This is a genomic window from Streptomyces sp. DSM 41931 (assembly GCF_050271085.1).
GTDB classification, from domain to species: Bacteria; Actinomycetota; Actinomycetes; order Streptomycetales; family Streptomycetaceae; genus Streptomyces; species Streptomyces albogriseolus.
The window spans coordinates 4,007,697-4,020,922 of sequence record NZ_CP189902.1 but is presented as its reverse complement, the minus strand read 5'-3'; the positions used below and the strand labels follow the sequence as shown (position 1 = coordinate 4,020,922).

Below are 13,226 nucleotides of genomic sequence, written 5' to 3'. Positions count from 1 at the left end.
TGAGCTTCACGTCGATACGGATGCCAACAAGGGCTCTTGGGGCTACCTCTGGCTCCAGATGGACAAGAAGACGTTCAAGGATTAGGGCCTGTTGCGAAAGTGCTGGTCATAGCCATTCATTGATGGCTGCGACCAGCACGGTCGCTTCGTAGCGGACGGCGAGTTTGTCGTACCTCGTGGCGACAGCCCGGTGGCGTTTGAGCCGGTTGATCCCGCACTCGACCGCGTGCCGCTGCTTGTAGTCGTCCTTGTCGAACATCGGCGGCCGCCCGCCACGCGATCCGCGCTTGAGGCGGTTGCGGACCCGGTCCGCCGGAACCGGGATGGTGGCCTTGATCCCGCGTCTGCGCAGGTAGGAGCGATTGCCACGGGAGTCGTACGCCTTGTCGGCCCGCACCCGGTCCGGACGCTTGCGCGGCCTGCCCAGTCCCAGCCGCGGAACCCGGATGGCTTCCAGGACCGGCTCGAACTGCGGGGAGTCGCCCCGCTGCCCGGCCGTGATCACCACGGACAAGGGCTTCTGCCCCTGCTCGACCGCGAGGTGGATCTTGCTGGTCAGTCCGCCGCGGGAGCGTCCGAGGCCGTGGTCGGCCGGCTCGACGAAGATCCCGCCGGGCGGCTCCTTCTGGAGGTCCCCTTTTTCGCCGCTCCGGCGGCGTGCTGGTGGGCCCGGCAGACGGTGGAGTCGACGTTGACATCCCAGGTGATCAGGCCCTTGGCGTCCGCCTCGGCCTGGAGCTGGGTGAGGATCCTCGCCCAGGTGCCGTCCCGCTGCCAGCGCCGGAACAGGTCATAGACCCGGTCCCACGGCCCATAACGTTCGGGCACGTCCCGCCACGGAGCACCGGTCCGGGTCCGCCACCGTATCCCGTCTATCAACTGCCGCCGCGTCCACACCTGCGGCCGGCCCGGCTTGATGCCCGTCGGCAGCAGAGGCTCAAGCCGGGCCCACTGGCCATTCGTCAGATCCCCACGTCCCACAGGACATGATCATCAACGAACAAGATCCACTTTTGCAACAGACCCTAGCTGGACGCGACGCTGGCGGATCTGGCCGCCGCACACAATATTGAACTCACCCGCAAACTCCGCCGTTACCACAAGAGCTTCTACGAGCAGACGATCGTCACGCTCCGGGACAACGTCCGGGCCGACGAGGCGTTCATCTACCACCCCGTTCCGCTGACCTACATGCCGCTGGTGATGCACGCCACCCGTATCCACTGCGACGCCCGTGACGCGTCCGCCTGCGAAGGGATCACCGCGGCCACGGTTCCGCACCCGGAGATCCCCGAGTGGCAGCAGCGAACCGGCAGCATTCCGTTCGCCTCTCCGCACCTGGGCGAGGACGGGGTCCGGGTCACCCGTTCCTACCCCGCGGACAGCACCATCATGATGACCTCAGTGACGTACCACTGGCACACAGCGCCCGGCCTCCCCGACGTTCTGCTCCGCGGGCACCACGACGATCCGGAAGTGGTCGCCGCTGCGATGGAGCCACTGGACGACTTCGCACGAACGCTCCGCCTTCCACGAAACGGGTGAGAGGGGAAGAGAAGGCCCGTGACTGCCAGCGGACACGGCCGGACTTACGGTGGCCTCGGCGAGGGCCCTACCGCACTGGCAAGGCTGTGCCTCATCGTCGGCGTCTCTTCCATCTTCCTCGTGATGGTCGCGGGCGTTCTGCCGCCTTACGCCAAGGAGGCGGTCTACTGGTTCCAGCGCGCGCTGGTCACCGCGTCCGTGCTCACTTTGCTGGGGCTCCTCTTCAGCCATCCACGCCCGTCGCGACGCCCCAAGGACCTCACGGAGGTCTTCATCTACTCGCCCAGCCTCTTCCTCGCAGCCTGGGTGACCGGTGTCTGGGCAGGCGTCTTCGTGGCGCCTTTGGTCCCCCTGTTCGCCCTTGGCGCCTGGGTAGCAGAGAAACTACGGCGGCACTGAACGGAGTTCGGCGCGGACGGCGTCAAAGACGCAGGACACAGCCCTCCCTCAGAACCCCACCGTCTCCAGCAGTACGCCGGGATTCCCGCCAGGGGGGCTGCTCATCGCCAGGTTCTGGCGGATGCGCACAGCCGGGCCGACCGGCAGTTGCCTGCGTGTGACCGTCGGCCCGCCGAAGTCGTCGGCGCTGAACGTCTCGGCCAGCCAGTCCAGCGTGAGGCGGCGAACCGTCTCTTTGGGCCAGATCAGGTCCACCTCCAGCAGAGCGAGAGCCGAGTCGAACCCGTCCGGATACAGGGCGAAGGCATAGAACGGGTCCCGGCCGCGGCTGTCCTCCGCTCGCGCTCGGAGGTCCCGTCGCAGGGTCCTTCGGTCCACCTCAAGGCCCGCTGCCCGACTCCGCTCGCACAACCCCACCGCGGTGTTCTTCGCCCAGGCCTTCACGTCGTCCGACGGTTCCAGCGGCAGCGGCACCCAGTCGGCCGGGACGACGATGCCGCACGTACGGATGTCACTCACACAGCCGCTGTAGGACTACGACTCCGCCCCCGACCGCCACGAGCTGCGCAAGCGCAGGATCCTGCCGGTCATCTCCCTTCGCCTCCCTCGTCTGCATCCTCATCTGGTGGAGACGCATAAGAAGGCTCGACCATGATCGTGTCACGAACTCTTCGGAATCACCGGACAGCCGGGTGAGTAACTCCCGCGACGTCAGGTCCAATGCAATGTGCCGGCCACGGCATCGAACAATCCGACCATCTGCTTTGCCAGCGGATCCAACGGCGTTGAGAACGACATGATCAGCCATTCGTCGGCCGCCGGGATGGGCACGTAGTACTTGACCGTCGTCGTCGGGAGCTCATTACCCAACTGCGTACCGGGGGAGGCCGCGTCGGTCCGGGATTCACGGACCGCCCTTCCAGCAGCCGTGAGGGTGACCAGCGTGATATCGGCATCGCTTCGCCGCAACGTCTCCGCGACCGTGTGGACATTGGCCGAGGAAGGCATCGTCCCTGGCATGGGAAAGCTCACCAGAAGCGACGACGACAACGGGAGCGAACCGATCGTCAAGGTGGACAAGTAAAGCTCGATACCACCCGCCTGGTAGGCGTCCTTTGCCGTCTTCTGCAACTCTCGCATCACCTGCTCCTTCAGGTGAGGAGCGTTGTCCATGCCGCTGAACTGCCGCTCTGCCAGTGCGACGATGCTACGGTCACGGGCTTCCGGGTCAAGAGGCAACTTGAACCAGCCGTCGGGGACGACCAAGTTGTAGTCCTTCGGCGGAATCGCGGCGTTTTCGTCCATCCAGGGATCAGACACCAGAAGGACCGCCTTCCGGGAGCGCATTCCCTTCGGCGTCGAGTGGAACAAATCTAAGGGTGGGCATCAACGCATCGGCCGCTGCGGTGAGTTGGTCACTGTGTTCCATGGCCCTCCACGACATCGTCGCCAAGAGTACGTCAGACGTCTGGGGAACCAGGAGGGCGTACGAAACTCTTTCCGAGAGCTGCTTGCCGAACCCCAGAACTCCCTTCGACTGATACACGGCCTGCAACCGGACTGCCGGACCGACCGGCAGCTCGACCCTGCTCGCCTGAGGCTCCCCCACGATCTCCTTATGACCGCGCAGCCTGCTCTCCACTTCGTCCAACGAGAGGACCACCCCGTCCTCACCGAAAATCTGAACATCGAAGGCCGCGTAGTTGGCACCACCCACCGCGAAGTAGGCGGCTGCGAGGACCGCGTGTGTCTTCTCAGCGTTCCTCGCCAGGGAAACCAAGCTCTTTTCAAGGGATTCCCTTGAGGCCACAAGGTCCAGAGGATTGACGGAGTCCACTACCTCCCGGGCCCAAGCGGCCTTCCCGGCCGGTTCGAGTTCAATTGCAGCCGTAAGGTCGATCCAGCCGTCTGGAAAGTCCAGCCGACAGGTCCAGTCATCAATACCAACCGTCACGCTGATCTCCTAGAAAGCGGGCCGAGTGTTTTCGTCGAGGTAGATGTTTCCGCCGGTCATAGCATATCCGACGCCAGTCAGGAGGTTGACCTTCCCTACGACGCCGTTCAATCCTGGAATCTGTGAGAAATTATCCGCCAGAGGTTTGATTGACTTCAGCTTGGAGGCCACTTCCGCGTCAACCAGGGAGACTGACTTCAGTAGTCCACCATTGGCTTCGACTCCTTCCTTTGCCGCCCGCCAACTGTTCGCATTGAAAAGAGTCCTTGCGTTATCGGCGAAACCCTTCCAGCCGCTCTTTGTGACCAGCTCGGTGAACGGGCTGACCATCGTCTTTCCGAGTTCCTTCGGCGACATTTGCAGGGTTTCCAGGACCCCCTTCGCACCCAAACTGTTGAGCTTTTGACGATCTCGCTTGAAGGCTCTTCCAACCCCTGGTGTCTTGTTCGCCTTAAGTCCGCGAAGGCGCTTGAGAACTTGTCCCGCATATTTTCCGGCGATCTTCGAGAAGGCTTTACCTACTCCAATCATGAGGAAACCGAGCGCCGCTTCTCCCAGGTCCATGAGATCGGCGTTTCCCCGCATGTAGAGGACCGCCGTACAGATAAAGCCAACCAGCGACATGACCAAGGCGACGGTGCCGAGAATTCCAGCCAACGCCTGCCCGATCACGGGAATCCACCCCACCAGGAGTGACAATACCCCACATACAGTGGCGATGAGGCCAGTGACGGTGGCGATGTCATCAAGCAGACTGTCCCAGAAGCCGTCCCTGAGTGCATCATCGGAGATGACTTCGTCAATCGCGTCACACGCCCGCTTAGCCGCAGCATCGCGAATGCGCTTCGCTTCCTCAATCTTCTCCTGAGCCGCTTTTATCGTGTCGTCGGCGTCCTTTTGCAGGTCCTCGAGACTTTTCCTCCTAGCGTCGTCATCCGTGTCGACCAACTTCGCCCCAGCGGCGCGTTTTTCATCTTCCGCAGACTGCGCCTCTTTAAGTGCTGCATCGGCGATCTGCTGCGCGCGATTCAAGTCGGAGGCATAACCCTTGGACGAAGCGTGAACTTTGTCCTGATAGCCGCCGCCGACATCGACCACCTTGTCACCGAGTGCGGCTGCTGCAGTCGCGTACCGCTTGCGTGCCGCATCGAGCTTTCCGTGGCAACCTTCCGCCCGCTTGCGAAACTCTCTCCCTGCGTCACTGTCCCACGACTCGACTTCAGAAATCGCCTTCAGGTTTCTTACCTGGCGCTCGAGTTCCTCAGCTGTTTTTTTGAGTTTCTTCCCAAGGCTCGCGACTCTGTCAGGATCCCCGGGAACAGGGTCGACGTAGCAAAGCGGCTGCCAGTTCCGAGGCCGTCCCCCCACAGTGACTCACTTGTCCTTCTTAGCCGAACTTTGGGCATCTCGAAGAGCGTTGGCCAACGCGTGATCCAATTCACTGTAGGCCTTCGCCGCGGCCAACGCGTACTCCGAGAGGAATTTAAGCTCTTCTTGGAGCCTGTCGCGATTCAGGTTCCAGTTCGACTCAAAATCCTCGAACTTGTCGGAGAGGCCTTCGTGCCCGAAGTCTTCGCCGTATTCATCCACGATGTCCGGAAGCCCTCCGAAAGACTTATGAATCTTCCCAAGGCCCTTCCCCATCTCCCGGATCACCTCAAGGTCGTCAATCCGCGCGCGGTCAGCCATGAGTAGCTCCTCCCGCTCCCTCACTCGCCGTCGTGTGAAGCCCCCGGTCACCCGGACTCACGGGCAGCTCCGTGCGCGTGATCCCGGGCGGGCCGAAACCAGGCCGCTTCAACGGGCCCACCTCTGCGCCGGCGGGCCCAGCCACCGCGTTCGGCGTCCCACGCGTGCAGGCGGCAGCGCCCGCGGCGCAGGCGCGATGACCGAGGCGCCGACCGAGCGCCTCACGGCTCCAGGTCGATGCCGGGTGTGTCACGGCACGGAACGGTGGGACGGGCAGTTCCAGCTCGCCCGCCCCACCGCCGGTGTAACTGCACCCAGCAGCCGGAAGTTACTTCCGCGCCGCCTTCGCCAGCTCGTCGTCGATCTGCTCGAACTTGTCGGCCGCCATGGTCAGGTAGTCGCCCATGCCGTCGAGGCCGTCCAGCGTGGTCTTCGCGCCGTTGGTGAACTCGTCGAAGTTCTCGTCGAAGGCCTTCGAGGAACTCTTCGTGACGTAGCCCGAGTTGACGAGGTTGTTGATGTACTTGCGGAGGCCGTCCAGCTTCTCCTGAAGCTTTTCCTTCTCCTTCACGACATGCTTGGCAGCTTCCCGCATGTCCTGATATGTGATGTCAAGGTCTTTGGCCATGAAGCCGCTCCCTCTCGCAACGCCGCAGGGCCAACCCCCGTGGCTCCCTTGTTCGCGGAACTGCCGGCCTGCCGTCGCGGCCCCTGCGGCTCAGGGGCCTCTCGGGCCCGCCGGTGTGATCGTCCGCTCTTGCGGCAGAAGCTTACGGGGGCGAACTGCGCCGCCACATCCCCACTTTGTGAAGGCAACGGTCACAAGTGGTGGACGCCGTTGCTGCCGGGAACGCGGGCCGCTCCCCGACTGCCTTTTGGGCGGGCCGAGCCGATATCGTCGGCGGGACTGTGCGCCGCGGGGTGGAAGCGGCCGCAGGGCCTGGGGAGGACAAGCGTGCGCCTGACTCTGACCGTCGTCGATCCGTACGGCGGGGACTCCGCCGATGTCGTACTCGATGCCGATCCCGAGTCGACCGTGGGGGACGTCGCGCGTGAGCTGGCCGCGCAGGTCGGGCACGCCGGGGCCCAGGTCATCCCCATCGGACACCAGGGGCAGACGCCCGCCGGGAACACGCCGATGGTGTACGTCGACGGGTACGCCGTCGACCCCTCCGCGACCGTCGTCGGCTCGCCCCTGCGCGACGGGGCCGTCGTGTCCCTCCAGGACCCCTCCGGATGTCTGCCCGGCGAGCCGACCGGCCTCGTCGAGCTGCGCGTCGTCGGCGGGCCCGCCGCCGGCTTCGTGCACCGGCTCGGCGTCGGGCGCTACGACATCGGCAGCGGCAACGCCTCGTACGTCCGCGTCGACGACCCCGAGGTCGAGGCCCGCGCGCTGACCCTCTCCGTCGCCACCGACGGCACCTGCCAGGTCGTCGTGCACGGCGAGCACGCCGGCGTCACCCTCGACGGCGAGCCCATCGCCGACGCCCAGGAACGCCGGGACGAGGAGAAGCGCCGCGCCGAGAGCGGCGACGGCGAAGCCGACACGGACTCCAAGAAGAAGCGCAGGAAGAAGAAAAAGAAGAAGAAGAAGGAGGAGGGCAGCGGGGGGCAGGGGGCCTTGCGAGGGGGGCGGTTCGACTGGCCGCTCGGCGGGCAGATCGCCGTGGGGAACAGTCTCCTCGAACTCGCCCGTTACTCACCTCCCAACGCCGCCCTCAAGTGGTCGGACGACGGCGTCGGGCTCGACTACAACCGGCCGCCCCGGCTCCGCCGGCCCGAGCGGCAGACCAGCTTCCGGCTGCCCTCCAAGCCGCGCGACTACGAGGCCCGGCCCCTGCCCTGGATCATGGCGCTGACGCCGCTGGTCGGGTCGGTCGTCATGGTGGCGATCTTCCAGCGCTGGTACTACCTGATCATGGCGGCTCTCAGCCCGATCCTGCTCTTCGCCAACTACTTCAACGACAAGAAGCACGGCCGCAAGTCCCACGCGAAGCAGGTGAAGGAGTACGAGGAGCAGAAGGCCCGGATCGAGAAGGACGCCCAGGACGCGCTGGTCCAGGAGCGCGACGACCGGCGGCACGCCATCCCCGACCCGGCGACCGTGCTGTCCCTGGGCACCGGGCCGCGCACCCGGCTGTGGGAGCGGCGCCGTACCGACCGCGACCATCTGCTGCTGCGGTTCGGCACGGGGCAGATGCCGTCCGAGGTGGTGCTCGACGACCCCGAGCAGGACGACCACCGGCGCCAGGTCACCTGGAAGATCGAGGACGCCCCGGTCGCGCTGAACCTGCGCGGGCTCGGCGTCATCGGCGTGGCCGGTCCCGGCGACTCGGCGCGCGCGCTGGGGCGGTGGGCCGTCGGGCAGACCGCCGCGCTGCACAGCCCGATGGACGTGCAGTTCTACGTGCTGAGCGAGAACTCCGCGCAGGAGTCCTGGGACTGGGTGCGCTGGCTGCCGCACGCCCGCCCCTCCGGCGGTCACGACGTGAACGTCCTCATAGGCACCGACGCCGAGACGGTCGGCGCCCGCATCGGCGAGCTGACGCAGATCCTCGACGCCCGCAAGAAGGCCGCCGACCAGAACCGCTCCCAGGGCACGACGTTCAGCGACCCGGACATCGTGGTCGTCTGGGACGGCTCGCGGCGGCTGCGGTCGCTGCCCGGTGTGGTGCGGCTGCTGCGCGAGGGCCCCTCGGTGTCGATGTACGCGATCTGCCTGGACGCCGAGGAGCGGTTCCTGCCCGGCGAGTGCCAGGCGTTCGTCGTCGCCGAGCCGCATGTCGAGGAGCAGGAGCGGCAGCAGACGGACCGGGCGGCGCAGCCGGCCGCGGCGGGCGGTTTCCCCTCCTTCCAGGCGTGGCACAGCAACGCCCCGGAGCCCGGACGCGGTTCCCAGCAGGCGCCCGACACGCTGCGGCTGCGCGTGGAGGAGGCCGGCGCCGAGCGCATCAAGGACGTACGGCCGGACTTCGTGTCGCCCGCCTGGTGTCTGCGGCTGGCCCGTTCGCTGTCGCCGCTGCGCGACATCAGCGGGGAGACCGAGGACTCGGCGCTGCCCGGGTCCAGCCGGCTCCTCGACGTGCTGCAGCTGGAGCCGCCGACGAGCGACGCGATCATGGCGCGCTGGCGGATGGGCGGGCAGTCGACGCTCGCGGTGATCGGCGAGTCGTACGACGGGCCGTTCGGCATCGACATGCGCAAGGACGGTCCGCACGGCCTCATCGCCGGTACGACCGGTTCCGGTAAGTCGGAGCTGCTGCAGACGATCGTGGCGGCGCTGGCCGTCGCCAACACCCCCGAGAACATGACGTTCGTCCTCGTGGACTACAAGGGCGGCTCGGCGTTCAAGGACTGCGTCAAACTCCCGCACACCGTCGGCATGGTGACCGACCTCGACGCGCATCTCGTGGAGCGCGCGCTGGAGTCGCTGGGCGCGGAGCTGAAGCGGCGCGAGCACATCCTGGCCGCCGCCGACGCCAAGGACATCGAGGACTACCAGGACCTGGTGCGCCGCGACCCGTCGCACCCGCCGGTGCCGCGGCTGCTCATCGTGATCGACGAGTTCGCCTCGATGGTGCGCGACCTGCCGGACTTCGTCACCGGTCTGGTCAACATCGCCCAGCGAGGCCGGTCCCTCGGCATCCACCTGCTGCTCGCGACGCAGCGGCCGAGCGGTGTCGTCTCCCCCGAGATCCGCGCCAACACGAACCTGCGGATCGCGCTGCGGGTGACGGACGCCGGTGAGTCGACGGACGTCATCGACTCGCCCGAGGCCGGTCACATCTCCAAGAGCACCCCCGGCCGCGCCTACGCCCGGCTGGGGCACGCCTCGCTGGTGCCGTTCCAGTCGGGACGCGTCGGCGGACGGCGGCCCGGCGCCGCGGACCCGGCCGCGCTCGCGCCGTGGGTGGGGCAGCTGACCTGGGAGGACCTGGGCCGGGCGGCGCTCACCAAGCCGAAGTCCGAGGCGCGTGAGGACGAGGAGATCACCGACCTGAAGGTGCTGGTCGACGCGGTGCGCGACGCCAACGCCGCGCTCGGCATCCCCGCCCAGCACAGCCCCTGGCTGCCCGCCCTGGACGAGACGCTGCTGCTGGACGACATCCAGACGCCGTCGTACGCGGCCGCGCCGGGCACGCTGCCGCCGGCGCCGTTCGGCGTCGAGGACCTGCCCGCCGACCAGGCCCGCCGCCCGGTCGTCGTCGACTTCTCCTCGTTCGGCCATCTGATGATCGGCGGCGCCCCGCGCAGCGGCCGGTCGCAGGTGCTGCGCACCATCGCGGGCTCCCTGGCCCGCACCCACTCCGTGGCCGACGTGCATCTGTACGGCATCGACTGCGGCAACGGCGCGCTCAACGCGCTGACCCGGCTGCCGCACTGCGGCGCGGTCGTCGGCCGTAACCAGACCGAGCGGGTGGTCCGGCTGATCAACCGGCTCAAGGGCGAACTGTCGCGCCGCCAGGACCTGTTGGCGGAGGCCGGCTTCGCGGACATCGGGGAGCAGCGGGCCGCGTCCGCCGAGGACGAGCGGCTGCCGCACATCGTGGTGCTGCTGGACCGCTGGGAGGGCTGGGTGCCCACGCTCGGCGAGATCGACCACGGTTCGCTGACCGACGAGCTGCAGACGATGATGCGGGAGGGCGCGAGCGTCGGCATCCACCTGGTGCTGACCGGTGACCGCACGCTGCTGGTGGGCCGGATCGCGAGCCTCACGGAGGACAAGTACGGTCTGCGGCTCGCCGACCGCAGCGACTTCTCGTCGCTGGGCATCCCCGCCCGCAAGGTGCCGGAGGAGATCCCGCCGGGCCGCGCCTTCCGCAACGAGTCCGGTACGGAGACGCAGTTCGCGCTGCTCGCCGAGGACACCACGGGTCAGGGGCAGGCGGCCGCGCTCACCGCGATCGGTGAGGCTGCGGCCGCCCGGGACGCCGGAGTGCCGCGTGCGCGGCGGCCGTTCCGCGTGGACAGCCTGCCGAGCCGGATCTCCTTCCCCGAGGCGTGGGAGCTGCGCGACCCGGACGTCTCGCGGTCGAAGCTGTTCGGTCTGGCCGGCATCGGCGGCGACGAGATCGTCGGCTTTGGTCCCGATCTCGCCGACGGCGTACCGGCGTTCGTGATCGCGGGTCCTGCCAAGTCGGGCCGCTCCACGGTGCTGATGAACTTCGCGCAGTCGTTCCTCGCGCAGGGCACGCGGCTGGTGATCGCCGCGCCGCGCCAGTCGCCGCTGCGCCGGCTGGACGGCACGGAGGGCGTGCTGAAGGTGTTCACCGGCGACGACATCGACGAGGACGAGTTCGAGGAACTGGTCGACGAGGCGTCCCTGGAGGAGCCGGTCGCCGTGCTCGTCGACGACGGCGAGATCCTCGAGGACTGCGACGCCGAGAGCCAGTTGAAGAAGCTGGTGTCGCGCGGCACGGAACGCGGGCTCGCCCTCGTCATCGCCGGTGACGAGGAGGACGTGTGCAGCGGCTTCTCCGGCTGGCAGGTCGACGCGAAGAAGGCCCGCCGCGGCATCCTGCTCTCCCCGCAGGAGTCCTCCAGCGGCGACCTGATCGGCGTCCGGCTGTCCCGGGGGATGGTCGGCGGCCAGATCACCCCGGGCAAGGGCATGCTGCACCTCGGGGACGGCGAGCTGCGGACGGTCGTGATCCCGGGGTGATCACCGCCCCGGACGCGGCGTTTCCCGGGTGATCCCCGCCCCGGACGCGGGCCCGGCTACTTGATCTTCGAGAGCCGGGCCTCCGGCCGTCCCGAGTCCTTGCTGTCCGACTCGTAGACGAGGTCGTCGCCGACCGGGGTGAGCAGGACGGTGTGGCGGGCCTGGTTGCACACGTCGCGGTTGGCGGGCGCGCCCACGGAGGTCGTGACGATGCGCTGGGCGGTGACCTCCTTGAGGGTCAGCACGTCGTCGCAGACGCCGCCGAAGATGTCCGTATGCCGCAGGGTGCCGACCTGCTCGCCGACCCGCGCCTCCTTGAGGGTGACGCGGAAGGTGCCGAGCGGGATGGTGATGCTCTCGCGGGAGGTGGCCTGTCCCTCCCAGGTGCCGACGTAGGCGGCGGGCACGGTGCCGGAGGACGCGGAGGCGGAGGCGGAGGGCCGGGCGCCGCTCGGGCCCTGGCCGGTGTCCGCGTCCCCGGGAGAGCCCGGCATCAGGTCGAACACGAACGCCGAACCGACGGTCACCGCGGCCAGCGCGCCCGCCACCGCCAGCGCCACCGTGCAGCTGACCCGCCGGCCCCGTCCGCCGGTGCCGGGCGTCGAGGCCGCGGAGACGGAGAGGGAGAGCCGGCCCGGCGCGGGACCTCCTCCGTTCCCCGGTTCCGTCGGCGGATGCGGGGCGGACGCCCCTGGGGCGTGCCGGGGCTCCGGTACGACGGTGCCGGCCGGCCCACCGCCCGACGACGGCATGACGGGCGGCGGCCCGAACCCACCGCCGACCGCCCCGGACAAGGCCGACCCGGACAGGGCCGACCCGGACAAGGCCGACCCGGACGAGTCCTGGCCGGTGGCCGACGGTTCGGAGGTCACGCCGCCCGCACCCGCGGCTCCCGCGACCCCCGTCCGCCCGCCCAGGTCCGTCCCCTCCCCCACCGACGGGCTGCTGAAGCCCACCGGGCCCGAGGCCGCACCGGCCATCGGCCCGCCCGCCGTCGTCTCCAGGTTCAGCAGGTGCACCGCGGCCCGGCTCACCTGTTCCACCAGGGCGCCCGGCAGCCAGCCGCCCGACACCAGGCGGGCCGCGCCGCCCTCGGGGGCGAGGCGGCCGGTGATGTCGGCCGGGGAGGGGCGGGCGGAAGGCTCCTTGTCGAGGCACGCCTCGGCCACCTCGCGCAGATCACCGGTCAGCCCGTCGAGCTCGGGCGGCTCGTGCACCACCCGGTAGAGCAGCGCCGCCGCGGAGTCGCCCGGGAAGGGCGCCGCGCCGGTCGCCGCGTACGCGAGGACCGCGCCCAGGGAGAAGACGTCCGCCGCGGCGGTCACGTCCTTGCCGAGGATCTGCTCGGGGGACATGTAGCCGGGCGAGCCGATCGAGACGCCGGTCGAGGTCAGGGACGCCGTGTTGTCGGTGGCGCGGGCGATGCCGAAGTCGATCAGCAGGGGCCCGTCGAGGGTGAGGAGCACGTTGGACGGCTTCACGTCCCGGTGCACCAGGCCCAGCCCGTGCACCGCCGCCAGCGCCTCGGCCAGGCCCGCGCCCAGTGTGCGCACGGTGTGCTCGGGCAGGGGGCCCAGCTCGGTGACGGCGGCCGTGAGGGAGGGGCCGGCCGCGTAGGCGGTGGCGACCCAGGGGACGCGGGCGTCGGGGTCGGCGTCCAGCACGGGCGCGGTCCAGGCGCCGCCGACCCGGCGGGCCGCGTCCACCTCGCGCCGGAAGCGGGCGCGGAACTCCTCGTCGAGCGCGAAGTGGGGGTGCACGATCTTCACCGCGACCGTCCGGCCCCCGGCGCTGCGGCCCAGGTAGACCCGGCCCATCCCGCCCGAACCGAGCCGGCCGAGCAGCCGGTAGGGCCCCACGACCGTGGGTTCGTCCGTGTCGAGCGGCCGCATGGCGCCACCCCTCCCCCGTCGCACCGGTACGCCGTTGCCACCTGGCAGCGTAGTGGCCGGACCGGGCGGGGGTCCCGGACCGGCC

11 protein-coding genes are annotated in these 13,226 nt (G+C 68.7%); 3 read left to right on the top strand and 8 right to left on the bottom strand.

What is annotated here, in order from left to right; translation table 11 throughout:
- Positions 1-106: 106 nt before the first annotated feature.
- A protein-coding gene (locus tag ACP7TJ_RS18745) for an IS5 family transposase (RefSeq protein ID WP_427762645.1) occupies positions 107-981 on the bottom strand; the annotation gives its coding sequence in 2 pieces (ribosomal slippage) (positions 107-588 and positions 588-981; 876 coding nt in all).
- A gap of 210 nt (positions 982-1,191) precedes the next feature.
- Here ACP7TJ_RS18745 and ACP7TJ_RS18740 point away from each other — a divergent pair.
- Together ACP7TJ_RS18740 and ACP7TJ_RS18735 are read left to right on the top strand one after the other, a co-directional pair.
- Positions 1,192-1,545, top strand: coding sequence for a hypothetical protein (locus tag ACP7TJ_RS18740; RefSeq protein WP_427764020.1), 354 nt, complete (start codon positions 1,192-1,194; stop codon positions 1,543-1,545).
- 18 nt (positions 1,546-1,563) lie between these two features.
- Positions 1,564-1,944, top strand: coding sequence for a hypothetical protein (locus ACP7TJ_RS18735; protein WP_380873648.1), 381 nt, complete (start codon positions 1,564-1,566; stop codon positions 1,942-1,944).
- Between the two features lie 48 nt (positions 1,945-1,992).
- Here the strand turns inward: ACP7TJ_RS18735 and ACP7TJ_RS18730 are convergent, their stop codons facing one another.
- The 6 genes from ACP7TJ_RS18730 to ACP7TJ_RS18705 form a co-directional block, all read right to left on the bottom strand.
- Positions 1,993-2,463, bottom strand: a complete 471-nt coding sequence (locus ACP7TJ_RS18730) for a hypothetical protein (RefSeq protein ID WP_427764017.1) — start codon at positions 2,461-2,463, stop codon at positions 1,993-1,995.
- 192 nt (positions 2,464-2,655) lie between these two features.
- Positions 2,656-3,249, bottom strand: a complete 594-nt coding sequence (locus ACP7TJ_RS18725; RefSeq protein ID WP_427764015.1) for a hypothetical protein — start codon at positions 3,247-3,249, stop codon at positions 2,656-2,658.
- Positions 3,250-3,256: 7 nt separating this feature from the next.
- Positions 3,257-3,898, bottom strand: coding sequence for a hypothetical protein (locus ACP7TJ_RS18720; protein WP_387583791.1), 642 nt, complete (start codon positions 3,896-3,898; stop codon positions 3,257-3,259).
- Positions 3,899-3,907: 9 nt separating this feature from the next.
- On the bottom strand, positions 3,908-5,266 hold the full coding sequence (locus ACP7TJ_RS18715) for a hypothetical protein (RefSeq protein ID WP_427764012.1): 1,359 nt from the start codon (positions 5,264-5,266) through the stop codon (positions 3,908-3,910).
- Between the two features lie 6 nt (positions 5,267-5,272).
- Positions 5,273-5,587 carry a hypothetical protein gene (locus ACP7TJ_RS18710; protein WP_427764009.1) on the bottom strand — a complete coding sequence of 105 codons (315 nt, stop codon included), beginning with the start codon at positions 5,585-5,587 and terminating at the stop codon, positions 5,273-5,275.
- 328 nt (positions 5,588-5,915) lie between these two features.
- Complete coding sequence (locus tag ACP7TJ_RS18705) at positions 5,916-6,215, bottom strand: WXG100 family type VII secretion target (protein WP_006133193.1); 300 nt, start codon at positions 6,213-6,215, stop codon at positions 5,916-5,918.
- Between the two features lie 327 nt (positions 6,216-6,542).
- Here ACP7TJ_RS18705 and ACP7TJ_RS18700 point away from each other — a divergent pair, with 327 nt between their 5' ends.
- Complete coding sequence (locus ACP7TJ_RS18700) at positions 6,543-11,249, top strand: FtsK/SpoIIIE domain-containing protein (RefSeq protein ID WP_427764006.1); 4,707 nt, start codon at positions 6,543-6,545, stop codon at positions 11,247-11,249.
- A gap of 56 nt (positions 11,250-11,305) precedes the next feature.
- Here ACP7TJ_RS18700 and ACP7TJ_RS18695 read toward each other — a convergent pair whose 3' ends face one another.
- On the bottom strand, positions 11,306-13,141 hold the full coding sequence (locus ACP7TJ_RS18695) for a serine/threonine-protein kinase (protein ID WP_427764003.1): 1,836 nt from the start codon (positions 13,139-13,141) through the stop codon (positions 11,306-11,308).
- Positions 13,142-13,226: the final 85 nt, after the last annotated feature.